We start from the raw sequence: 24359 nt of genomic DNA, 5'->3' as shown, positions 1-24359 counted from the left end.
GAGAGCAAGCTCTCCATCAAGTCCGCTCGACTTGCATGTATTAGGCACGCCGCCAGCGTTCGTCCTGAGCCAGGATCAAACTCTCCAAGAAAGTTGGAAGAATCCGCTCACCCGAAGGGAGTAGCTTTCCAACGAAAGTTTGTAGCTCATTTTGAATCTGACGAGATTGATTTAATCTCAATCGCTCCGGTCATAAGACCATCGCGTTTATACTCACTCGTTGTTCAGTTTTCAAAGATCAAACTTCGTTTTGTTACCACTCAGTGTTTCAGCAGCAACTCTTATAATATATCACAGACTCGATAGATTTGCAAGACTTTTTTTGAAAAAGTTTTTTCTATCAAATCTCATTTTCCCCGACCTGCTAACTCGTTAACTCGGCCGGAATTATAATTTATCACAGTTCTCACTACTGTCGCAACACACAAAATATTCCATCGAATCTTCATACTATACTTTTACCCACAACAAAATAAATTCTAGCATATTTCAAGCATCTTTTTCATATATTCATACTAGTTCTTTTATAAAATTAATACAGCATTCATAGAGTTCAGACTGCCATTAAACGGAAATGCTCTTGCTGAAGAATGGTTACAAATGATACGAACCTTGAATTCAATTAGAAGCAGGCATTCCGGCGATCACCTCGAAATGCCTGCTTCTGCTCATATTGACCTGCTATCATCCATTAATCCATGGGTTTTTACGCGGTCTGTCAGCAGCTGTGCTTTTTCTTTCCTTTTTGGCGGCGGGAGCTTTCGATTTATTAACCTTCGCTTTATCCTTCGGGTCGCTGAGCGTTTTTACCGTCTTGGATGTAGTCTCATCAGCCGCAGGCTCAGAATCCTCTACCTCGGATGTCTCATGGACCGCCGCCTCATTGATGGTAGCTGTCGCTTGTGTCTCTTCCCCAATCGGGGCTGGGTAGGCAGGCGCCGGGTTACGGTCCCAGTACGCCGCGTTCTCGGCGGCCCCTACAAAAGGGGCGTTGGGCCCTGCATGCTCATAGGCTCCCAGCGTCGAGGGAAACCCCATTCCATAAGGTGACGGGTAGCACCAATCATATGGAGTGGGATAAGCATGATGCGGATAGGCGTATGCCGGATCCACTTCTGGATAATGAGTCATCGGTGCGTAATTCGGATAAGCTTCGGCTGGAGATACCATCGGCATTTGGTTTGGATAGGCCGCTGCCGGGGATACCATCGCCATTTGATTCGGATAAGCTTCCGCCGGAGATACCATCGGCATTTGATTCGGATAAGCTTCTGCCGGGGATACCATCGGCATTTGATTTGGATAGGCCGCTGCCGGGGATACCATCGCCATTTGATTCGGATAAGCTTCTGCCGGGGATACCATTGGCATTTGGTTCAGATAAGCTTCGGCCGGAGATACCATCGGCATTTGGTTCGGATAAGCTTCGGCCGGGGATACCATTGGCATTTGGTTCGGATAGGCTGCTGCCGGACTTACTTGAGTATTCGGAAACATGGCATTCGCGTTTGGATATGCTGCTATCGGCTCACTATAAGGCTGAGCGTAGAATGGATCTACTCCCGAATACGGGGATACCACTCCTTGGCACCCACATGGACTATACGGCGCAATTCCAGCGTGTACCGGATGATAAAACGCCGGCTCTACACTGTGCGGAAACGCCTCATTTGGCTGGTAATGGGCCGGCCCCACATGGATGGGCTCATAAGCGACCGGATGCTCGTGATTTTCCCAATGCGGCGCATAGGCAGGGGACACACCTGTCGGATAAGCGTTGGGACCCGGTTCATACTCGGTACCCTGAACGATTCCCGGATAATAAGGTGTTTTCTGCTTGTTTTCTTGCATGGCGTGCTGCAGGTTTGCGTTCTCGGCATTCGGCATGTCGTGATAGGAAGCCACTTCGTGCACGGGACCCGGGTACTGAATAAAGAGGTTATGTGTAACTTCGCTGTAAATGGTCTCTTTGCTGTAGGTCGGCTTCTTCTCGGCTGCCGGCATCACGTTCGGTTGATTTTCCACCGCAGGCATGATATTAGGTTGGTTCTCCATGATAGGCATCACATTGGGCTGGTTTTCGGCAGCAGGCATGACGTTAGGCTGGTTTTCCGCTATGGGCATCACGTTTGGAAAGGTGTAATTCGGCGAGGTCATTTCCGGCATTTCCTGGTTCATCGACAGGTTGGGGAGCGGGGGTGGAGACGGTATGTTCGGCAGCTCGGGAAGCTGCTGCGGCAGCACCTGGGCATTGTTCTCTTCCTTATTTTCTTCCATAGGCGCGGTAAGCTCTTCTTTATTCGGTTTTTCCGCCTCTTCCGGCTCCACATTTTCCTCAATCGGTGCCGTCAGTTCTTCTTTGGGACCGGTATATGTTTTGTTGCCGGGGATCGTTTTGGCATTCGCATTCCCGTCTACACTCTCGGCTGTGACGCCACCGACTTTAGGAATGTTGACCACTTCTCCCACAAGGAGCGCGTTCGGATTTTTGAGCTGCGGGTTGGCGTCGATCATATCCTTGAGCGTCACACCCCAGGCTTTGGACAATTTCCAAAGGCTGTCTCCCTGCTTGACGACATGCTTATGGATGATTTGATCGTTGTTTGGAACCTGTATCGGTTCCGCAGGAATTTTGACTTTCTGTCCGACCGTTAGCTGGTTTGGATCGGAGATTTGCGGGTTGGCGTCGATAATTTTTTGCAAAGGAACGCCGTATTTTTTCGAAAGCTCATATAATGTGTCGCCACTTTTGACCATGTGTATTTTCACGCGGCAAATACCTCCTAAACTTCTTGTAGGCGTGGGGTTCGCCTCCATTCGTTACTACATCTTATGCAGGGGATAGGCGGATGACATCCCTTTAGACAAAAAAATCCTTCCACGAAGAAGATCGTGAAAGGATTTTAGAGAAAAACAGGTCATAAAAAGGCTGTCGGAATCAGGATTCCCAAACTTTGTAGCCGTCCTGCGTAACGATTTTCCGGAATTCTTCAAGAAGCTTCAAAGTGACCGGTCCAGCCTGTCCCTGTCCGATGACGCGTCCGTCGATTTCGCGGGCGGCGATGACTTCGGCAGCGGTTCCGGTAAAGAATACTTCGTCGGCAATGTACACATCGTGCATGCTGAACGGTTCTTCCTTCAGCTTGTAGCCCAGCTTCTCACAGAGCTCGATAATCGCCATGCGCGTAATGCCTTCCAGCGCTCCAAGGTAGCAAGGAGGAGTGTAGACGACACCGTTTTTAACGAGGAAAATGTTGTCGCCCGAGCCTTCGGTCACATATCCCTGCGCATTCAGCATGATTGCCTCGTCTGCTTCCGCGAAATTCGACTGGATTTTGACCAAAATGTTGTTCAGGTAGTTCAGGGACTTAATCTTCGGATTCAGTGCATCAGGCAGGTTACGGCGCTGCGATACCGAGACTGCTCTCAGTCCGTTCAAATAGGCTTCCTCCGAATAAATCGCCAGCTGCTCCACAATAATAAGAACGGTTGGCTTCGGGCAGCGTCGCGGATCCAGGCCCAGGTTCCCCACACCGCGCGATACGATCAAACGGATATACCCGTTGCGCATATCATTCCGGCGAATCGTTTCCGCCATGGCGTCGCGCATTTCCTCGAAGGACAGCGGGATGACCAAATCGATCGATTTGGCGGAATCATACAGGCGGTCCAAGTGCTCTTTGCATTTAAAAATGTTGCCCTCATAGATTCGGATTCCTTCAAAAATGCCGTCCCCATACAGGAAGCCGTGATCAAACACCGAAACTTTCGCGTTTTCTTTCGTTACAAATTCTCCATCTAAGTAAATCCACTGTTCTGACATCTGTTACCGCACCTCCGAATTTTGTTCCTGATCCTGATAAGTAAAGCTCGGGTAAGATCCCAGCACGCGTACCTGGCAGCCCAGCGCTTCGATCTCGCCGAAGGCCGCCGTCAGCAGCACCGAGTCCACGGATTCGAGCACATCGATATAAAAGTAATAGCTTCCCAGCTTTTTCTTGGTAGGTCTGGATTCAATCCGCGACAAATTCAAACGCCTCCAAGCAAAGGCTGCAAGCACCTGATGAAGCGCTCCCGCAAAATCCTCGGGCAGCGTCACCAGCACGCTCGTTTTTTGCTGTTCTACCGGCCGGTTGAGCGGCGGAAGTTCCTTATGGCCGATCAGTACGAACCGGGTAAAATTGTTGTCATGATCGGTAATGCGTTTGGCCAGCACGTCGAGCCCGTGAGTAGCCGCTCCGAGTGTTGTGCCGATGGCGGCCCAGCCTTTGCCCGGATTGGCTTTGACGATGCCTACGGCTTCTGTTGTACTGCCTGCGTTGATCAGCTCGGCCTGCGGAGCATGCTGGCGGATAAACTGCTGGCACTGAGCCGTGGCTACAGGATGAGACAAAATTTTCTCAATCCGGCTGTAATCGATCTCCCCTGCCTCGGACATAAACTCCTGGCGGTCACCGATCAAATTCTGGATCGACGGATAGACCCACTCCACCCGCATTGGAATGTCGACTTCATTCACCAACCAGTCCATATGCAGGCTTACCGAGCCCTCAATCGTGTTCTCAATCGGAATGACGCTATAATCGGTTTTTCCCTGGGCCGTCGACAAAAATACGTCGGAAATCAGCTTATGATAGACCAGCTCCACCGGCTCATCCCCGAGCAAATACGCGACGGCCTCGTGGGACACCGACCCTTCCGGCAATAATGCAATTCGTTTCATGCGCTTACTTCCCCTTTACCATATCCATAAATGAACGGGACGGCATCCCGGAAATCTCAACGACTCCTTCCACGTCGGGAAGCAGCCATTTGGCGGATGCGTTGATGCCCTCAGCCCTCATCGTATTCAGGAGGAAGGCTTCCAGTTCGTTCTTTCTGGATTGTTGGCGGTCCACCAAAGCGAGCAGCGTGGGACCCGCACCGCTCAGCGCCACCCCAAGCGCGCCGTGATTCCCCGCTTCCTCCAAAATCCGGGTCATGCCCGGAATGAGGGGAGCCCGGTACGGCTGGTGCAGACGGTCCGACATCGCTTTACCGATGAGGTCCATCCGGCCGCTGGCCAGCGCTCCGACCAAAAAAGAGGCTCGACTTACATTATACACTGCATCCTTACGGCTGATATGATCTGGTAAAACTTTCCTGGCCTCCGAAGTCTGCAGCTCAAAATCCGGGACGACGACCAGCACTTCCAGATCTTCAGGCGGATCGAAGCGGATGCATTCGGCGTGAACACCGTCCCAAATCGCCGTAATGATGCCGCCATACAGAGAAGCCCCGACATTATCGGGATGGTCCTCAATCCCTGTGGCCATATCAAACAACTCCGCTTTGCTCAGCGGTGACCCGATGAGTGCGTTGGCCGCAGCCAATGCGCCGACAATCGCCGTGGCGCTGCTTCCCAGCCCACGGGTCAACGGGATGTCGGAATACATGGATATTTCGAGCTCGGGCACTTGCACTCCCGCCCGCTCAAACACCTGCTGCGCGACTTGATACAAAAGATTGCTTTTATCCCGGGGAATTCCCTGCATTTCGTCTCCGTACAAATGAAATACGGTCTGCTCCGCTTCCTTCATCTCGATCCAGGCGTACAGCGACAAGGCCATACCCAGCGTGTCAAAGCCCGGCCCGAGATTCGCGGTACTGGCAGGAATTTTCACCCGTACCCCGTCAGGCTGAATCATACCCGCTCCTCTTCCAGCTTCGCGATCGCCTCCATAACGGCTTCCTCCGTATCCGGAACGACGATAGGCTCAGCGTTGACCGTTTTCAGCGCTACGTTCGGGTCCTTCAGTCCGTTCCCCGTCAGGACGCAGACAACCGTCTCCCCACCTTTGAAAAATCCTTCGCGCTTCAGCTTGTACACCCCTGCTACCGATGCGGCGGAAGCCGGCTCGGCAAAAACGCCCTCACGTGCGGCAATGGTGCGGTATGCGCTCAGAATCTCATCGTCAGTGACGTAATTGATCTGACCGTTGGATTCCTCCGCCGCAGCAACAGCGGTCTTCCAACTGGCCGGATTGCCGATCCGGATGGCGGTTGCGACCGTTTCCGGCTCGAGAATCGGCTCGCCCTTCACGATAGCCATCGCGCCTTCGGCTTCGAAGCCGACCATGCGCGGCAGCGAGGAGGCTTTGCCGGCTGCGTGGTATTCCTTGAAGCCTTTCCAGTACGCGGAGATATTGCCTGCGTTGCCTACAGGAATGGCCAGCACGTCCGGCGCTTTGCCCAGCTGGTCCACCACTTCAAATGCGGCCGTCTTTTGTCCTTCAATGCGGAACGGATTGACGGAGTTTACAAGTGTAATCGGATGCTTGGCCGTAATGTCGCGCACGATCTCCAGGGCACGGTCAAAGTTGCCTTCAATGGCAATGACCTTGGCACCGTAAATCATCGCCTGTGCCAGCTTGCCGAGGGCAATGTTGTTGTTCGGGATGAGAACGATGCAGTTCAAGCCGCCGCGCGCCGCGTAGGCCGCCGCTGCAGCCGAGGTGTTGCCCGTGGAGGCACACATGATCGTACGGCTGCCTTCCTCCATAGCCTTAGCAACAGCCATGACCATGCCGCGGTCTTTGAACGAACCGGTCGGATTCAGCCCTTCATATTTAAAATAAAGATCGAGTCCAAGCTCCTCTGACAAATTTTCGGCGCGGATCAGCGGGGTGTTGCCTTCCTTCAGCGTCAGGAGAGGCGTATTGTCGTTCACGGGTAAATATTCCTTGTACGTTTGCAGTAAACCTTGGTATGGCATCGTAAAACTCCTTTTCTGTATTCGAGGTAGTTATTTGAATGGGCGGGGTTACCCCTCAACCCGGTATACGCTCTTGATTCTGCGGATGACGTCCAGCCCTTCAAAATGCTGAAGCACCTTATCCATGCTCGCTTTGTTGGCTTGATGTGTCACGATGATGATCTCCGCTTCGGGATTGTGCTCGTTCGGCTGCTGCACGACCGATTCCAGGCTGACTCCGAATTCGGCGAACACCTGCGTAATTTTGGCGAGAACACCGGCTTTGTCATCAACATGAAGCAGGATAAAGTTTTTGTAACTGATCTGTTCATCGGTCTTCAGCTTCTTCGGCTTGTAAGGAACGATCGCTTTCAGGCCGTTGACGCCCAGTCTAAGGTTTTTGATGACCGCCATCAGGTCGGCCACAACGGAGGTAGCCGTCGGCATTTCGCCGGCGCCAGCGCCGTAGAACATCGTCTCGCCGACCGCTTCACCGTACACGTATACGGCATTGAAGACGCCGTTCACAGCGGCGATCGGGTGCCCTTTGCGCACCATTGTCGGCTGAACGCTGATGCTGAAATGATCGTCCTGCCGGTCAGCAATGCCAAGCAGCTTCATTTCGTAGCCAAGGCGTTTGGCATACGTAATGTCTTCCTTGGTCACCTGCGAGATGCCGCGCACGCTGACGTCCTTCAGCTCGATGTTGGAGCGAAAGCCGAGCGTGCCCAGAATCGCCATCTTTCGGGCGGCGTCCAAGCCTTCGACATCGGAGGTCGGGTCGGCTTCGGCATAGCCCAGTTTTTGCGCTTCTTCCAGCACATCCTCATAGGACGCGCCTTCTTGGCTCATTTTGCTCAAAATATAGTTGGTGGTACCGTTCACGATCCCCATGATTTTCAAGATGCGGTCCGAAGAAAATCCTTCGATCAGCGTCCGGATAATCGGAATGCCTCCCGCCACACTCGCCTCATAAAAAACGTCGCACTGTTTCTCCTGAGCCTTGGCCAAAATCTCCGCTCCGTGCAGCGCCATCAGGTCCTTGTTGGCCGTGACGATATGCTTGCCGCGCTCCAGCGCCTCCAAAATGTAGGACTTCGTCTCATCAATCCCGCCCATCACTTCGACGATGACGTCGATTTCCGGGTCACGGATCACATCCCACGGATCTTCCGTCAATTTGCCTTGATCAACGGCCACGCTGCGCGTTTTTCCGGAGTTCTTCACCGCGATCCTTTCGATGACGACCGGAGAGCCCACCTGGCTGCTCAAATCCTCCTGATGGCCTTCCACGATCCTGACGACCCCCGTACCGACCGTGCCCAGACCCAACAATCCAACTTTAACCGGCTTCATTCTCATACCTCCCGTGAATCTCCAAATAACATTCTTTGTCTTCTATGACACCAGGCACGGACTTACCCCTGTCCGATCAAATTCGCCCGCTTCACTCCCGCTACGTCGCGCATGCCTTCCAGCATGTCCCCAAGCTCGTCGCCAAGCCGCGTCACTTCGACGGATATCACCACGTTCGCCATCCCCTGCAAAGGAATACTCTGGTGGATCGTCAGCACGTTTCCGCCATAACCGGCCACCGTGCTCAGCACTTTCGACAGCATGCCTGCCCGGTGCTCCATATCGATGGAAATCGTCACGATCCGCTCGCGCTCCAGCTGGTTGATCAGGTGGATTCCGTCTTTGTATTTATAAAAAGCGCTGCGGCTCAGCCCGACTTGTTCCACGGCTTCATGAACCGTCTTCGCGTCCCCGGCCGCTAGCAGCTGTTTCACCTGCATCGTCTTGACAACGGCTTCCGGCAAAATGTCTTCCCGGACCAAATAATAGCGTTCTTTCACGAACGTCCTCTCCTCAAAGACTGATGTATTCATATAGTGGACATTATATAGGAACCCTTGCCTGACGGTCAATAGTCCGACGCCTTTTTAATCTCCATCATACAAAAAATTGCCCGCCATGTAACGTAAAATGTCAGAAAAGGGGCTGCAACAAAAAACCGGACGCCGTATACGAAATATACGGTGTCCGGTTCTTGGATGTTTAATAGTAGCTGCTGCCTTCTACAAACTCGAATTCAAAATCGCCGATTCTCACAATGGTGCCCTCAACGGCACCGCGTTTGCGAAGCTCATCGTCGATCCCCATATGGCGCATCGTCCGCGCAAGCTTCAGAATCGCTTCATGCGAGTTCATCTGCATGCGTTTGAGCAGGCGCTCAATCTTGACGCTGTGGACCACATAAGCCTCGTTGTCTCTCGTAATGGTGAATGAGTTGTCCTCGGTCTTATCCAGCTTGTACACTTTTCGTTCGTTGATTTCGGGTACTTCTTCCAGCGCGGCTTCCACAGGAATCTGGTCCAGCAAATCCGCCGCACGGTAGAGCAGCTCTTGAACGCCCTGCCGGGTCAGCGAGGAGATCGGCATGATCTCCAGGTCGGGTCTGTCCTTGCCGACCTTATCACGGAATTCGGCCAGGTTATCTTCCGCTTCCGGCATATCCATTTTGTTCGCTGCTACGATCTGCGGCCGCTCGGCCAGGGTGGCGTTGTACAGCTTCAGCTCGTCGTTAATTTTGACCCAGTCCTCGTATGGATCCCGGCCTTCGGACCCCGCCATATCCACCACATGGATAATGACGCGGGTCCGTTCCACGTGGCGGAGAAACTCATGCCCGAGGCCGACCCCTTCATGAGCACCCTCGATCAATCCCGGCAGATCAGCCATGACGAAGCTCCGGCCTTCCGCGACCTCCACGACGCCGAGGTTCGGCGTAATCGTCGTAAAGTGGTACGCCCCGATTTTCGGTCTCGCGCCGGAAACGACCGACAAAAGCGTGGACTTCCCTACGCTCGGGAAGCCGACCAGACCGACGTCGGCCATCACTTTCAGCTCCATCACCACATACCGTTCCTGGCCTTCCTCCCCGTGCTCGGCGAGCTCGGGAGCCGGGTTGTTCGGGGTGGCAAAACGGATGTTGCCTCTACCGCCGCGGCCGCCTTTGGCAACAACCACCTGCTGTCCATGACGCGTCAAGTCGGCAATGACTTCGCCCGTATCATCGTCAATCAGCACGGTACCCGGCGGAATGCGGACGATCATGTCCTCCGCCCCTGCGCCATGCTGGCTCTTATTGCGGCCCTTCTCGCCGCGCTTGGCTTTGAAATGGCGCTGGTATCTGAAATCCATCAGCGTGCGCAGACCTTCGTCCACACGGAAAATGACATCTCCGCCCTTGCCGCCGTCACCGCCGGCAGGCCCGCCTTCCGGCACGTATTTCTCCCGGCGGAAAGCCACCAGGCCGTCACCACCGTCGCCGCCTTTGACATAGACTTTCGCTTTATCTACAAACATGACTTCACCTTCCTCATGCTCCACACGGCACGCGCAATTCAAATGAAGCCTGAGTCGGATCGATCTGCTCTGCTTTCATTTTCTTGCCTTGTACCACATTATATATTTGCTGCCGAAGCAGTTCCGGGTCCCCAAGGGAACCTTCTTCCTCAAACCTTACGATCAGCTCCGAGCCTTCCTCATAAAGACTCAGGAACAGTTTGCGGGACTCACCCCGCGAAGACTTGCTGCTGTATTGATATGCCCGGATCGTTTGGATGACAGCCAAGGCTAGGTTTGCCCCTTCTTCCTGGCTGAGGTTGTTGATCAGTGTCATCTGGTCATCCACGTGAACGTCCAGCTCCAAATTGCTGCTGGTGCTGCGAAAAGACTGAAGGTAGAAAATAAGCGAAGGAATGCCCAGCTTGGCTATTTTGCTTTCGACAGCCATCTGTTCCTTTATTCTTTCCACACATTGAACCGCTTTATCACTTTTTCCGAGCTTGATATAACCATACAAAATTTGCAAATCGTTCATCCAGTCATGGCGGTGATGGTTGAGCGTCCGGATGGCCGTCTGCTCCAGACTGCGGACTACAGCATCATGATGACGCGAAGTACTCCGGCGAATCTGCGCATATCCGAGAAAAAGCACCGCTAATATCCACAGCGGAAGGATCATGTACCAAATCCACGAGCCGCCACGGTATATAAATACTAACGGAATCACGATTGAAATGACCGCAGCGGCCACTATGCTCTTCCCAAATTTCATAGCACTCCCCGTCCCCGTCCCACACATGAGATAGTTAACATCATTGCCCAGTATACCATAATTGTCCAGTTATGTTCATATCAATAATACACGGCCTACAAAATAACCCCACCAAGTGGGGCTTTTGCTCCAACCCATATTCAGCTGATTTGCAGGGGGGACTCCCAAGAATATGCTTAATTCAAAAAGAGCCCCCGGCAAGCATTGCCGGAGGCTTCTTGTTCATTCTGCGTTCGCAGACAATTAAGCTTCTACTGCTGCCGCTACAGGAGCGACATCCACAGGATAAACGCTCACTTTCTTGCGGTCGCGGCCCCAACGTTCGAATTTCACAACGCCGTCCACTTTAGCAAACAGAGTGTCGTCTTTGCCGATGCCCACGTTCGTACCAGGATGAATTTTCGTTCCGCGTTGGCGAACCAAGATGCTTCCGCCAGTAACGGTTTGGCCGTCAGCACGCTTAACGCCGAGACGTTTCGCTTGGCTGTCGCGTCCGTTCTTTGTGGAACCAACACCTTTTTTCGAAGCGAACAATTGAAGATTCAGCTTTAACATGTTGTCTCCTCCTTCTGTTAGTAATGTACTTCTTGTATTTGAATATACTTCCCGTATGACTCTGCTATGGAATTCAGCATAACCACCATCGATTCCAGCAGCAACTGAACCTGTTCGTGTACGCCTGATTCCTCCATTGAAGGAACGTCCGCGCTCAGAAAACCGTTGTTCATTCTGCTGTCCATGACCGTTCCGGTTAATGCTTCCACCGAATTGACCGTTCCCACCGTGACCGCCGATACTCCGGCGCATACGATGTCTTCTCCGGCCTTCGCGTAGTTCGCATGCCCCTTCACTTCAAAGCCACGAATCTTGCCGTCTTCCCGGCGTAATATCCGTACGTTAATCAATTAGCGCACCTTCTTACGCTTGGATCTTCTCGATCGTAACTTTTGTGTATGGCTGACGATGACCTTGCTTCTTGTGGTAGTTCTTCTTAGGTTTGTATTTGTATACAACAACCTTCTGGCCCTTACCATGCTTCTCAACTTTTGCGGTTACGGATGCGCCGGCTACGACTGGAGTTCCTGCCACCAGACCGTTGTCACCGGATACGGCCAATACACGGTCGAAAGTTACACTTTCGCCATCAGCTGCGTTCAGCTTCTCGATGAACAATACGTCGCCCTCTTGAACTTTGTATTGTTTACCGCCTGTTTCGATAATTGCGTACATTTGCTTGCACCTCCTCATGTCTCAGACTCGCCTAATCCAGGTGGCCTGCTGTCTTCAACAGCGGCACTTGTAAACCCGACCGGAGCGGTTACAGCATGTGACAAGCAATAAATACTGGACACATACTCATAGATATTAACATAACCGTCCATCATAAGTCAATGCGCGCTCAGAAGGTTTATTTTCCCCGTCCCGCCGCATACTTCGCATGATTTGGAAAACATGACAGCCGTGTCCTCTCTTACTTTCTTCCGCGTAAGCTCCAGCAAACCAAGCTTGCTCCAGCCGACGACATGGCTTTTGGTCCGGTCCCGGCTCATGCCAGCCTCCAGCCGGTTGACAACCTCCTGCCGGTTCTTCTCCTCTTCCATATCGATAAAATCGACGATAATGATGCCGCCGATGTCGCGGAGACGGATCAGCCGGGCGATTTCTTCAGCCGCCTGCAGATTGGTCTTCGTGACCGTCTCTTCCAAATTGCCGCCGCCGGTATATTTCGCCGTATTGACATCGACCACCGTCAGCGCCTCGGTCTGGTCCAGCACGATCGTGCCTCCGCTCTCCAGCGTCACCCTGCGCGCAAAATCCCGCTCCAGCTGCTCTTGAACGCCATGGGCCCTAAAAATGTGCTCGTGGCCCTGGTGCATTCGGACGGGCCGGTGTCCACCGTGGGCGATCTCCTCCAGAAACAGCTCGGCTTCTCTCGCTTCCGGCCTGCTGTCAATCCAGAGCTCGTCCTGCTCCGGATCGAACACGTCGCGGATAAACCGCTGCACGATGCTGAGATCCCGGTGCAGCAGGCACGGTGCCGCGCAGGCGTCAGCCTTCTCCTGAATGCTTAGCCACCGCTCCCGGAGCGCGTTCAAATCCCCTTCGATAGCATCGGGATGCTCATCCTCGGAGACGGTCCGCATAATGACGCCCTCTCCGCTCCTCCGGAGGGAATCGCCCAGCACCTTCAGCCGGTTCCGGTCATGCTCCCGGTATACCTTCTTGGAGACGGCCACATAATCCGCATGCGGCATATAGACGATCCATCTGCCCGGAAGCGAATAGTGCGTCGTCACCCTCGGGCCTTTGCCGCCAAGCGGCTCCTTCATCACCTGGACGACGATTTCCTGCCCGACACGCAGCAGCGATTCGATATTCGGCTTGTCCTTCGGCTGCTTCTCCAAATGCGGATGCAGCACGTCGTCCACGTATAAAAAGGCGTTTTTTTTCTGGCCGATATCCACAAACGCGGCCTGCATGCCGGGCAATACGTTGACGACTCGCCCTTTGTAAAAGCTCCCGACCAGACTGTGCCCCTGGCTCCGCTCGGCAGCGAATTCCACCAGCTTGCCTTCCTCCAAGAGCGCCATCTGGGTCAGCTTCGGTTCGATGTGAACGATCATTTGTTTCATGGCTTCACCCCTGCCAGAAGACATATCTTTTTCATTGTACCATGAAATCTCCTTTAAATTAGCTCCATCCCTGAGTTAGGAGCAGCCCGCATTCACACCTTTTTCACGTTCGTTGTTCCTTGCGTATTTATATCCACGAAGTACGATCTGTCGCAAAATAAGCAGAAATAATGCGCTGCTCGGGAAGCACGGCAATGATTTTTCCGCGCTCGTTCATCACATAAATAAGATGGTATTTCTCTCTTTTTAATAGACGCAGGATACTGTCCAAATGTTTCGCCGGATCGGCAACGATGGGCTGCGCGAGTTCCCCGTCCGCTCTGGAGCGGGTGTACATCGATTCACGGTGCATGAGAAATCTTGTAAATCGGTAAGGCAGGTTCCGGTAGTCGACCCAGTTCGAGTACAGCAGAAATATACCGATTAACAGCAGGTTGAGCTGAACGCTGCCCTTCCCTTGAAATAGCGGTGCCAGCGCGCATATAATGACGATCACGCTCGCCCCAACGCTGATCCTCGAGGACCACAGAAGCGTACGGTGATAAGGGAAAAACAAGCTGGCAGCCGACTGTAATATTTTCCCGCCATCAAGGGGTAAAATCGGCAGCAGATTAAACAATGCAATCATCGCGTTGCCATAAATTACATAAGACAGAAAGGCGCCATCTCCCCAGCCGGCCAGACGGAGGAGCAGCGCGAACAGGATCATCATTCCGTTTTGCAAAGGCCCCGCTGCCGCGATGACGATTTCCTTCCACGCGGTCAGCCGGCCCTGATCTTCGATTTCCACCACCCCGCCGAACGGGAGAAACTGAATCGAACGAATGCGCACGCCGTACATCAGCGCAGCCCCGGCATGTCCCAGCTCATGAATGAATACGATGACGAACAGCGTAATTAGCTCGAGGAAATGCCCGGTAACGACCGAAAACAGCATCAGGATCACGAAAAACGGGTGCAGCGACAGGGTCATTCCGCGAACGTTAATCAATCGGGATCACATCGGCCGGATCCACATAATGGCCCCCTTCTTTGACCGCAAAAAACAGAGTCGGCGTCTCACCGTCACTCCCCTGTCCGAGCGACCCGACCGGGTCTCCGGCCTCGACCCAATCGTTCTTCTGCAGCTGCGTCTCCTGCAAATGGCTGTATGTCGCTACCAGGCCGCCGGAGTGCTGGATGGTCACCGAGACTCCGGTTTCCGGCGAATCCGACACTTCCATGACACGTCCCGTTTCTACACTTTTCACCTGAAGCGCCGTGCTTGAAACCTCATCCGGAGCAATTTCCACTCCTTTCAGGTTGACGGCGAAGGCCTGTACGATTTTCCCTTCGATCGGGGGCACCATCGATTTGGATGCATCGACTTTCAATGGGGACACCGGATCCTGTTTGAAAATAGGGATAAAAGAGGGAGCTTTCCCGAAGTATGTTTCATACCAGGCTTCTGCAGCCTGAAAATCCATTTCCCGGTTCAGCGACTGAACGACAAAGCTCTGCACTTTGCCGCTCCACGGCTGGTTGATCGGAAAGTGGAACACGCCCCACACTCCCGCAAACACGATGGCGCTGAAAAACAGGCGCCACATGAAGCCGGAAACAAAGTGGTGCTTTCTATGGAAGGGGCCGCCGGCCTGATGACGTTCCTTTTTCCACTGCTTCTCCGGATCGGGCTCGGGCACGTAGCTTTCGGTCAGTTTGCCCCGGCTCCACAGCCTTGGCTCGTCCTGTACAGGCGATGGTGAAGGCTGCGAGGGCGGTTGGATCGGCATCGTTTTTGACAAATCGTCTCTGGTCAGCAGATCGCGGATCCGTTCTTCTCTCCGCTGTTTGATGGAAGATTTCATGTCCACTTGTGCTCATCCCCTTTTCGAGGCTTGTTTTATACCAGTTTATGTGGGAAAGTCCCGTTTTTAGAACAAGCCTGTTCCACCATGTGATTCCATAGCATAGGCTATTGGCGTTTCAGGGCCCTCGGTGATCCAATGCCTATTCACCCAGTTACGGAACGCAAAAAAGCAGCCCCGGGACATTCCCGAAGCTGCTTTTGCTTCCATTCCTCACACCTTCTGAATTTTAGGCGGGACCGGGGCGGCGCCTGACGACTTCCGTTTGCTCAGGTCCAGCTTCTTCTGCAGGTAGCCCAGCACGATGTCCGCCACAATCGCCAGCAGTGCCGCAGGGATGGCCCCGGCAAAAATCCGCAGCGAGTTGTTGCTGTTCAGGCCCGCATAAATTTCCCGTCCCAGACCGCTGCCGCCGACCAATGGCGCAATCGTCACGACACCGATCGCAATGACCGCGGCGATGCGGATCCCTGACATCAGGTAGGTCAGCGCCAAAGGGAACCGGACCTTATAGAGCAGCTGAAACGGACTCATGCCGATGCCTCTGCCGGATTCCATATAGCTCGGGTCCACCTGCTTGAGTCCGACGTACGTATTACGGACGATCGGGTTGAGCGAATACAGGAACAAACCGACCATCACCGTCTTCATGCCCAGGCCGAGCCACAGCATCAGGATGACGAGCATCGCCAGGCTGGGGATGACCTGCAGAATGCTGGTGATGAACAAAATGACCTTCGCCGCCCAGCGGCTTCTGGAGCACAAAATACCGAGCGGTACCCCGATGACGATCGCAAGCCCCAGTCCGATCACCACCATCAAAATATGCTGGATGAAATACTCCCATAATAGCCCGCTGTTCCGCGAGACATAAGATACGAAATCCATAAACGTTAGCTTTTTCTCGTCCATGCTAACCCTCCTCTAGCTCTTGATCAAACCTTTCTCCTTCAAATAGGCAATCGCGACTTCCCGCTCGCTTTTCTTCTCGATATCCACCTGGTAGTTCAGCGAAATCATCGTGTCGGCATCGATATGCCCGATCAACGGAGCAATGGCGTCTTTGATTTCAGGATGCTTTTGGAGGATGTCCGTCCGGATCACCGGACTCGCGTCGTACGGAGGGAAGAACTGCTTGTCGTCCTTCAGCGTCTGCAGCTGATAGGCTTTCAAGCGGGAATCCGTGGAATAGGCAAGCACGATATCGACCTGACGGTTCGCCACAGCGCTGTACACGAGGCTGATCTCCATCGGGAACACCTGCCCGAAATTGATGCCATAAGCCTTGGAAAAGGCCGGGTAACCGTCCGCTTCCCGTTCCAGCCACGTCGTATCAACGCCGAGCTTCATGGACGCCATATCTTTTTTGACATCCGAAATCTTCTGGTAGCCCTTCGAATCGGCGAGATCCTTACGGACCGTAAAGGCATACGTATTTTCAAAGCCTAACGGATCCAGCCAGGTAAAATGAAAATACTTGTCAAACCCAGCCTTGGCTTCTTCGAGCACCTTCGCCCGGTCCTTGGTTTCGCTAATCGGAAAATGGTTGTTGAAAATTTCGCCCGTATAGAGCGTGGACATTTGGATGTCGTTTCTTTTCATCGAATTGATGACGATCGAGCTTGAAGCCAGGTCGGGAATGATGCCGACGCTGACGTTGGTTTTATCTTCAATCAAGGCCTTGTACATTTCGGCCAAAATTTTCGTTTCGGTGTAGGTTTGGGTTCCGATGACCACATCCTGCTGGATCCCGCAGGCCGAAGTGATGCCTGCTAGAAGGATGGCACAGCACAAAAATAACGACAATTTGAACGTTTTCAGTTTCATCACGCCTCCTCGGATCAGTCTTATGGGCTTCGTCAGCCTTGTCATACGGCAGCACTCCGGGTTTGACGGTAGCGCCGGGTCAGCCAGCCTTCCAGCAGCCCCAGCAGGCCGTCGGCCACCAGAGCCAGCACAACTGCGCCGATGCCGCCGATAAAGATCATTTCCGGCTTGTTGACGCCAAGCCCCGAAACGATCAGCTGCCCGAGTCCGCCGGCCCCGATCAGGGAAGCAAGCGTCGCCCAGCTGATGATATATACCGTCGTGATCCGTATGCCAGACATGATATAAGGAAGCGATAAGGGAAGCTGGATTTTCAGAATCGTCTGGGCAGCACTGTATCCCATGCCTTTGGCGGAATTCAGCACGCCTTTATCCACCGACTGGAATCCGTCGTACGTATTCCGCAGAATCGGCATGAGGGAATACAGCAGCAGCGCCAAAATCGCCGGCTTCACGCCGATGCCAAGCAGCGGAATCAGAATGGCCAGCAGCGCCAGGCTCGGGATCGTCTGGAACAGGTTGGCGATAAAAAATACGGCGCTGTTGATCCAGCCGACCCGGTTGTATACCAGCAAAATGCCGATAGGGACCGCCACGATCGTCCCGAGGATCACCGCGGAAAAGGAGATGGTCAGATGCTGCCGGAGGGCCAGCAGGATATCCGGGTACCTTTCGGTGATAAAGCTCCAAAATTCATTCACACAGGCTCCCCCTCTCCGGCAGGCTGCGGAGGGGCCAGGTTCGGATACACCTCGGCCAGATGCTTGACGACACTGCCCCGGGTCACCAGTCCCAGGAACCGGTTATTCCCGTCGACCACAGGGACATTGCTCAGCTGGTGGCTGTCCATGAGCTCAATGGCCTGGGGCAGCGTACTCCCCGAAGCTACCGAGAAGCGGACAGGGATCATAACGTCGGCAACCGTTTTGCCCTCTTCCCCATACATGTCCAGCACCCGGTAAATCGAAACCGCGCCCTGCAGCTGCTTGTTCCGGTCCACGATAAACAGGGAGTCTACGCGCTTGGACTCCATCATTTTGATCGCTTCCGCCAGTCCGCGGTTTGGGAAAGCCGTTACCGGATTCGTAATCATGACGTCATCAACGAGCGGGATTTCATAGGATAACTCGCTCTCGCTCTGCAGCCGTTTTTGGCCGATAAAGTTGCGGACGAAATCGTTCGCCGGATGGCGCAGGATCGCCTCGGGTTTCCCGGTCTGCACGATTTGCCCATCCTTCATCAGCACGATCGTGTCCGCGATTTTGATCGCTTCGTCCATATCATGCGTCACGAAAATAATCGTCTTGTTCAGCTCCTGCTGCAGCCGGATAAGCTCATCCTGCAGCTGCTCCCTGCTGATCGGGTCGAGCGCCGAGAACGGCTCGTCCATCAGAATAATATCCTGGTCGGCCGCCAGCGCCCGGATAACCCCGACCCGCTGCTGCTGCCCGCCGCTGAGCTCGGAAGGATAACGGTTCCGGTATATGGTATGGTCGAGACCAACCAGGTCGAGCAGTTCGTTCACTTTCCGGTCGGTTTTCTCTTTATCCCACTTTTTCAAATGAGGGACGACCGCCACGTTTTTGGCGATATTCATATGAGGGAACAAGCCTACACTCTGAATGACATATCCGATATTCCGGCGCAGCTCCACCGGGTTAAGCCCGGAGATGTCTTTTCCGTCGATCAGTACTTTTCCGGAAGAAGGGGTGTTCAGGGCATTGATCAGCTTCATGGTCGTCGATTTGCCGCAGCCGCTGGGGCCGATCAAGACTGTAATTTCACCCTTCTTAAACTCCAGGTTGATGTCTTTGAGGGCATGAAACCCGTCATCATACACTTTGTTTACATGTTCCAGTACAATCATTCAATCGCTCCTTTAGCCAGCTGTATTCATAGTATGTGGAGCATTTCGCATATCATCCGCCATCCGGCGCAAAGACATGGTCCGTCCGCAAAAGGGAGCGGGTCCATCAAACATGGCTTCAATCTTCAAGTATCCGAGCTTGTTTCATAGATAGGCTCACGGCCTGTTATGTAGTGGAAAAGCGGTTTTCCTAACGGGGAGTTAAAGGAATCATCCATATACTGCGTGAGCGTTGCCATATGCAACGAATGGATGAAGCTAAGCATCCGTGCATCCTTCGATTCTCGCGTTCAACAGACATGCCAAACTGCAAATAGACAAGCCTAACTCTTTTGGACCTGGGCGGAAGATTGACGAAATGCGACTGTGGATCCGGTTCCAAGCAACAAATTTGGGACCTCCTGCCTGGCTGGCTCACAGCAGGTTTTAGTTTATTACCCATTCTGCTGCAAAATGAAACAGGCAGGGGGCTTTTTTGATAAAAAGAAAATGCTTCCTCTACAGTTGCATCGTCTTCCGACCCGCATGAAACGTCCGCCAGTACTATTTTTTCGTTCCCCGGGTCCAGAATCCCCCATGCAGCATGACAGGCTCGGTGACGACAATGAATGCCTTGGGGTCAAGCTCCAGAATGGAGTTGTAGAGCTTCTTCTGGTTTTTCCGTTTGGCCAGTACTTCGAAGACCAGACGATGGCCGTCGCGGCCGCTGCCGATCCAGGAGGTAACGCCATACCCGATGTTGCGCAGCGTGTTGGCCATATCGCTCCCGGGATCATTGACGATGACCTTCATCGTAATATAGCCGAGCGCAATCCGGTTTTCGATCCACGAGCCCACCAGAACGCCAAGACCGTAGCCCACAGCATACACGATCAGGGACAGCGGCTGATTGACATACTTCAGCACGATGCTGAGTCCGAGCACATAAATCGTTATTTCAAACATACTGAGCACCGCGGCCAAATACTTCTGGCCTTTCAACGTCAGGATCATGCGCAGCGTAAAGAAAGAGACGTACACGATTTGGATGACGAAAATAAAAATCAGTATTCCGAGCATCGTAAGCACCCCTTGTCTATTCTCAGGTTGTCTTTGTAGTAACTTAACCCAATTCGCCAAGCCTCTATTCACACCCGGGATGGATGATTGAAAGGAAATGGCCTATACATCAAGGGGATTTGGAGGAAATGATGCGGGGCTCAAACGCAAAAAAAGGAATGAAGCCGCTTGGCTTCATTCCTTCTCTATTTGGAATAATCATCGTATAAAAGAATCCGGTCATCCCATTCCGAACAGCTTTTTGAAACGGGTGAACATGCTTTTCTTCTGGTCCAGCTGCATTAGCGGCACCGTATCGCCCAGGATACGCCGCGCAATGTTGCGGTACGCGATCGCGGCCCGCGATTCCGGGTTCATCACCGTAGGTTCCCCGCTGTTGGCTGCCTTGATGACGTACTCGTCATCCGGCACGATCCCGATCAGATCGATGTTGAGCACCTGGAGCACATCCTCTATGTCGAGCATGTCTCCGGATTTGACCATATTCGGCCGAATCCGGTTCACGACCAGCTTGGGCGACTCCACGGCAGAGCTCTCCAGCAGCCCGATAATGCGGTCGGCGTCACGAACCGCGGCGTTCTCCGGCGTGGTAACGACGATCGCCTTGTCCGCTCCGGCAATCGCGTTCTTAAATCCCTGCTCGATACCGGCAGGACAGTCAATAATGACATATTCGTACTCTTTCTTCAGCTCAAGAATAATATCCTTGACCTGTTCCGGCGACACCGCGTTTTTGTCCTTGGTCTGGGCGGCCGGAAGCATATACAGCTCGTCAAAGCGCTTATCTTTCACCAGCGCCTGGTTCAATCGGCAGCGCCCTTCCGCCACATCGCATAAATCGTAAATGATCCGGTTCTCCAGGCCCATCACGACGTCCAAATTGCGCAGGCCGATGTCGGTATCGACCAGGCACACTTTTTTGCCAAGCAGCGCAAGCGCGGTTCCGATGTTCGCCGATGTGGTCGTTTTGCCCACACCGCCTTTACCGGAAGTAACGACGATAGCTTCTCCCATGTGTTACACCCCTTTAAACACGTTAAAATCCCGCCGTATCCGGACAATATTGCTAATTTTATCGATTTGCATGGCTCCGTCGCGCAAAAACGCGAACTCCATGCTCGTCTCCCGAATGTTCCATTCGTCCGGAGGCCGGCTGATTCTTTCGGCAATCCGGAGCTGGGTGGGGGCAAAATAGGAGGCTGCAATGATCGCTTCCTCATTTCCCTCAACGCCTGCATGGGCCATTCCACGCAGAGCCCCCAATATATAAATATCACCCGTGCACAGAATGCTTCCGCCCGGGTTCACGTCACCCAGGAACAGCAGGTCCCCGTGATGATGCAGCACCTGGCCCGATCGGACCATTCCGCTCATGACCGCATAGGCCGGCTCTTTCCCGGGTTCGTTTTCCCCCTCAGGCATCTCCACGGAACGGATCAGCAAATTTCCCTTTTGCTTCAAGATGTCCAGCATGGATTGTTTCTGGTCTTCCGATATACGCCTTGACCCAAGCTTTACGTCCACATGAATAATCGGTCCGGTCAAAATATTTTGATGAGTATGCTCCAGCTTGTACCTCAGCTCACCCAGCAGTTCCTCAAATTCACATTCGTCATCGAGCAGGAAAACCAGGCCATCTTTGATGCCCTTAATCGTCACATGATTCGATTTGACTGCCATGCCTGTCCCTCCCATCTCTATACATTTCGTTCCCGGATGCATAAGTTCCTGCCTGATTATGCAAATTGTAAGGGCGGTTTACGCCGCCTTTTCCACTTTTGCGCGTTTACCAAGCTTCTCGAGCTGCTTGCGCAGCGGAACATAAATGATTAACCCGAAAACGAAATGAACGACCAGATCGGGCAGAATATGGTGCAGCAGGTTCCAGTTATACGGAACGGCCGTGAGCGAGAACACCCGGTAGATCCCGTACAGCAGGCTGTCAAACAGCAGGCTTCCCAAAATGATGACCGTCATCATGACCGGCATTTGGGCGCGCGGCATCTGAAAAATGAAGCCCATAAGGTAGGCTGAGACTCCCATAACAAAGGAGTATGTGCCGATCATATCTCCGTAAAAGACGACGTCATGCAGCATGCCGAATATAATCCCGAGAACGAGCGCGGTATGACGATGATGGTATACCGAAACGAATAACAGGACGATAAAGACCAGATTCGGCGAAATGACAGTCTGCCAGGAGCCCGGCAGCAGCCAGGGAACGACCGTCCCTTCGAGAAGAAAAAGGACGAACAGCAGCAGGATCAGCACTTGCTTGCGGACCATTATTGCGGTACCTTCGGCTGCGATACGACGAACAGCAGCTTCCAATCCTGAAACTCCGCCGCAGGCTCAATAGTAGCCGTCTTCGTCTTCCCGAACGGGCTGACCTGTACCTTGGTGACTTTGCCGATGATCAGGCCTTGCGGATACTTGCTCGGATCTCCTGAGGAAACGATGGTATCCCCTACCTTGATCGGATCGTTCTCTTTGATCTGGGTCATCTGCAGGGTCTTGCTGACCTCGTCGTAACTTTCGATAATTCCGAAAACCTTATGATTGCTCAGCGCCGTCGCCGAAATGCCGTTGGAATTCGGGTCCTTCGCATCCATCGTCGTAATTAGCTTCACGGTCGACGTGAAGTTGCTGACATGGCTGATGACCCCGACAAGGCCTTCGCTCGAAATGACCGACTGGCCGACCTTTATGCCGTCCCGCTCGCCCAGATCAATGACAAGGGTGCGACTCACCGTGTCTGAGTTGACGCTAACGACCTGGGTAATATGATAAGTATAATTGTTCTGCTCTTTCTGGGCATTCGTAAAATGCAGCTTTTCTTCCAGTTCCTTATTTCGCTCTTCCATAAGATTATATTGGACCTTATCGCGCGTATAATGGGCAAGAGCAATCTTGAGCTCCTCGTTTTCTTTGTAGATGTCCCGCATATTGGCAATATCTTTAAACAAGCCCGCTATGTAACCAGCGGGCTTATAAAAGATATTTTGGGCAAATCCGACCGTATCCCTCAGAAACTTCTCGGGCCAGGATAACGAGGCCCGGGGCCCCAACGTAAATCCCATGAGCGCAATAAACATAACCAGAGCAATCAGTATGACAAACAATCGCTTATTACCGAGCAGTTTAAACAGTTCTAACACCCTCTAACTTACTGATTTCTCTCCCATGATCAGGGGTGACCCGCTATATAACTGCCTAGCGTTTGGAACGCACGGCCGAACTGCTGCGGGATTTGAATAGATGAATGTTCTCCAGCGCTTTGCCTGTACCGATGGCGACACAGTCCAGCGGATTGTCCGCCACGATGACCGGCATGCCGGTTTCTTGTGCCAGCAGCTTGTCCAAGTTGCGCAGCAGGGCTCCGCCTCCGGTCAGGACGATACCGCGGTCCATAATGTCGGCGGCAAGCTCCGGCGGACATTTCTCCAGCGTCACCTTCACCGCTTCAACGATCGCATTGACCGTGTCAGACAGAGCTTCACTGATCTCGTCGGATGTGATGGTAATCGTCTTCGGCAGGCCGGTTACGAGGTCACGCCCGCGGATTTCGCTCGTTTCCACCTGTTCCAGCGGCAGCGCAGAGCCCACTTCCATTTTCAGCTGCTCCGAAGTCCGTTCCCCGATCATTAAATTGTATTGCCGTTTAATATATTGAATGATAGATTCGTCCATTTCGTCGCCGGCCACTCTGACCGAACGGCTCGTAACGATACCGCCCAGGGAAATAACCGCAACTTCAGTTGTACCCCCGCCGATGTCAACGACCATGCTGCCTGTCGGCTCCCATACCGGAAGGTCTGCACCGATGGCTGCCGCAAACGGTTCTTCGATGGTGTAAGCCTCACGCGCACCCGCCTGCTTGGTGGCATCTTCAACCGCCCGCTGCTCTACCGCAGTGATGCCCGAAGGTACACAAACCATCACGTTCGGATGGCGCTGGAACATAGAGCGCTGCTTTTGCGCCTGACGGATAAAATATTTAATCATAGTGGCCGTCGTGTCAAAATCAGCGATAACCCCGTCCTTCATCGGACGGATGGCACGGATGTTCCCCGGCGTGCGGCCGATCATTTTCTTGGCGGATTCACCAACGGCTTCAATGCTCTTCGTATCGGTGCGCAAAGCGACTACCGAGGGCTCTCTTACGACAATTCCTTTTCCACGGACATAAACGAGCGTATTCGCCGTCCCCAAGTCAATACCCAAATCTTTCGTGAAGCTCCCTAACATGCTGTAATCTCCCTTTCTTCGT

Annotated in this window: 25 protein-coding genes, 1 rRNA gene and 1 other annotated feature; all 26 genes read right to left on the bottom strand. The window is 53.2% G+C overall.

From position 1 onward, the window contains the following. A 16S ribosomal RNA gene (locus C7820_RS30660) occupies positions 1 to 91 on the bottom strand; the annotation flags it as partial. Between the two features lie 593 nt (positions 92 to 684). Further along, complete coding sequence (locus tag C7820_RS30655) at positions 685 to 2769, bottom strand: LysM peptidoglycan-binding domain-containing protein (protein WP_181909245.1); 2085 nt, start codon at positions 2767 to 2769, stop codon at positions 685 to 687. Between the two features lie 169 nt (positions 2770 to 2938). Next, complete coding sequence (gene ilvE, locus C7820_RS30650; protein ID WP_076174439.1) at positions 2939 to 3823, bottom strand: branched-chain-amino-acid transaminase; 885 nt, start codon at positions 3821 to 3823, stop codon at positions 2939 to 2941. A 3-nt stretch (positions 3824 to 3826) separates the two neighbouring features. After that, positions 3827 to 4723: a prephenate dehydratase gene (gene pheA / locus C7820_RS30645; protein WP_116234239.1), complete on the bottom strand. Its 897-nt coding sequence runs from the start codon at positions 4721 to 4723 to the stop codon at positions 3827 to 3829. 4 nt (positions 4724 to 4727) lie between these two features. Continuing rightward, the gene (gene thrB / locus C7820_RS30640; protein ID WP_116234238.1) at positions 4728 to 5687 is read right to left on the bottom strand and encodes a homoserine kinase; all 960 of its coding nucleotides are present in this window, start codon (positions 5685 to 5687) and stop codon (positions 4728 to 4730) included. After that, positions 5684 to 6754, bottom strand: coding sequence for a threonine synthase (thrC, locus tag C7820_RS30635; protein WP_116234237.1), 1071 nt, complete (start codon positions 6752 to 6754; stop codon positions 5684 to 5686). Before thrC ends, thrB begins: the two co-directional genes overlap by 4 nt. 48 nt (positions 6755 to 6802) lie before the next feature. Then, positions 6803 to 8089 carry a homoserine dehydrogenase gene (locus C7820_RS30630; protein ID WP_076174430.1) on the bottom strand — a complete coding sequence of 429 codons (1287 nt, stop codon included), beginning with the start codon at positions 8087 to 8089 and terminating at the stop codon, positions 6803 to 6805. Positions 8090 to 8151: 62 nt separating this feature from the next. Continuing rightward, positions 8152 to 8589, bottom strand: coding sequence for an ACT domain-containing protein (locus tag C7820_RS30625; RefSeq protein ID WP_076174428.1), 438 nt, complete (start codon positions 8587 to 8589; stop codon positions 8152 to 8154). A gap of 202 nt (positions 8590 to 8791) precedes the next feature. Beyond that, the gene (gene obgE, locus C7820_RS30620) at positions 8792 to 10102 is read right to left on the bottom strand and encodes a GTPase ObgE (protein ID WP_116234236.1); all 1311 of its coding nucleotides are present in this window, start codon (positions 10100 to 10102) and stop codon (positions 8792 to 8794) included. 13 nt (positions 10103 to 10115) lie between these two features. Beyond that, the gene (locus C7820_RS30615) at positions 10116 to 10856 is read right to left on the bottom strand and encodes a Spo0B domain-containing protein (protein WP_116234235.1); all 741 of its coding nucleotides are present in this window, start codon (positions 10854 to 10856) and stop codon (positions 10116 to 10118) included. Between the two features lie 243 nt (positions 10857 to 11099). Beyond that, positions 11100 to 11411, bottom strand: a complete 312-nt coding sequence (gene rpmA, locus C7820_RS30610) for a 50S ribosomal protein L27 (RefSeq protein ID WP_076174421.1) — start codon at positions 11409 to 11411, stop codon at positions 11100 to 11102. A gap of 17 nt (positions 11412 to 11428) precedes the next feature. Continuing rightward, on the bottom strand, positions 11429 to 11761 hold the full coding sequence (locus tag C7820_RS30605; protein WP_076174419.1) for a ribosomal-processing cysteine protease Prp: 333 nt from the start codon (positions 11759 to 11761) through the stop codon (positions 11429 to 11431). A gap of 13 nt (positions 11762 to 11774) precedes the next feature. After that, a complete protein-coding gene (gene rplU, locus C7820_RS30600; protein ID WP_076174416.1) occupies positions 11775 to 12086 on the bottom strand; it encodes a 50S ribosomal protein L21 in 312 nt (103 codons plus the stop codon). A 13-nt stretch (positions 12087 to 12099) separates the two neighbouring features. Next, positions 12100 to 12186 (bottom strand) — a sequence feature (ribosomal protein L21 leader region). Between the two features lie 58 nt (positions 12187 to 12244). After that, complete coding sequence (locus tag C7820_RS30595) at positions 12245 to 13489, bottom strand: Rne/Rng family ribonuclease (protein ID WP_076174413.1); 1245 nt, start codon at positions 13487 to 13489, stop codon at positions 12245 to 12247. Positions 13490 to 13616: 127 nt separating this feature from the next. Then, the gene (locus C7820_RS30590) at positions 13617 to 14480 is read right to left on the bottom strand and encodes a M50 family metallopeptidase (protein ID WP_089548367.1); all 864 of its coding nucleotides are present in this window, start codon (positions 14478 to 14480) and stop codon (positions 13617 to 13619) included. After that, a complete protein-coding gene (locus C7820_RS30585; protein ID WP_258875599.1) occupies positions 14473 to 15336 on the bottom strand; it encodes a M23 family metallopeptidase in 864 nt (287 codons plus the stop codon). Before C7820_RS30585 ends, C7820_RS30590 begins: the two co-directional genes overlap by 8 nt. A 213-nt stretch (positions 15337 to 15549) precedes the next feature. Next, the gene (locus C7820_RS30580; RefSeq protein ID WP_116234233.1) at positions 15550 to 16248 is read right to left on the bottom strand and encodes an ABC transporter permease; all 699 of its coding nucleotides are present in this window, start codon (positions 16246 to 16248) and stop codon (positions 15550 to 15552) included. Between the two features lie 12 nt (positions 16249 to 16260). Continuing rightward, a complete protein-coding gene (locus C7820_RS30575; protein ID WP_116234232.1) occupies positions 16261 to 17163 on the bottom strand; it encodes a glycine betaine ABC transporter substrate-binding protein in 903 nt (300 codons plus the stop codon). Positions 17164 to 17204: 41 nt separating this feature from the next. After that, a complete protein-coding gene (locus C7820_RS30570) occupies positions 17205 to 17864 on the bottom strand; it encodes an ABC transporter permease (protein WP_116234231.1) in 660 nt (219 codons plus the stop codon). Then, complete coding sequence (locus C7820_RS30565) at positions 17861 to 19030, bottom strand: ABC transporter ATP-binding protein (RefSeq protein ID WP_116234230.1); 1170 nt, start codon at positions 19028 to 19030, stop codon at positions 17861 to 17863. The genes C7820_RS30570 and C7820_RS30565 overlap by 4 nt, the downstream gene beginning before the upstream one ends. 543 nt (positions 19031 to 19573) lie before the next feature. Further along, entirely contained in the window at positions 19574 to 20089 is a 516-nt protein-coding gene (locus C7820_RS30560; protein WP_076174398.1) for a DUF2179 domain-containing protein, read from the bottom strand. 219 nt (positions 20090 to 20308) lie between these two features. Further along, positions 20309 to 21103 (bottom strand): septum site-determining protein MinD, encoded by a 795-nt coding sequence (minD, locus tag C7820_RS30555; RefSeq protein WP_076174396.1) that lies wholly within the window; start codon positions 21101 to 21103, stop codon positions 20309 to 20311. A 3-nt stretch (positions 21104 to 21106) separates the two neighbouring features. Next, a complete protein-coding gene (minC, locus tag C7820_RS30550; RefSeq protein ID WP_076174394.1) occupies positions 21107 to 21769 on the bottom strand; it encodes a septum site-determining protein MinC in 663 nt (220 codons plus the stop codon). A 78-nt stretch (positions 21770 to 21847) separates the two neighbouring features. Next, a complete protein-coding gene (gene mreD, locus C7820_RS30545) occupies positions 21848 to 22378 on the bottom strand; it encodes a rod shape-determining protein MreD (protein ID WP_397334240.1) in 531 nt (176 codons plus the stop codon). Continuing rightward, positions 22375 to 23247 carry a rod shape-determining protein MreC gene (mreC, locus tag C7820_RS30540; RefSeq protein WP_116234228.1) on the bottom strand — a complete coding sequence of 291 codons (873 nt, stop codon included), beginning with the start codon at positions 23245 to 23247 and terminating at the stop codon, positions 22375 to 22377. Before mreC ends, mreD begins: the two co-directional genes overlap by 4 nt. 55 nt (positions 23248 to 23302) lie before the next feature. Further along, positions 23303 to 24337, bottom strand: a complete 1035-nt coding sequence (locus tag C7820_RS30535) for a rod shape-determining protein (protein WP_076174388.1) — start codon at positions 24335 to 24337, stop codon at positions 23303 to 23305. Between the last annotated feature and the right edge of the window lie 22 nt (positions 24338 to 24359).

Source organism: Paenibacillus sp. VMFN-D1 (assembly GCF_003386155.1).
Taxonomy (GTDB): domain Bacteria; phylum Bacillota; class Bacilli; order Paenibacillales; family Paenibacillaceae; genus Paenibacillus_AQ; species Paenibacillus_AQ favisporus.
This window is presented reverse-complemented; position numbering and strand designations above follow the sequence as displayed.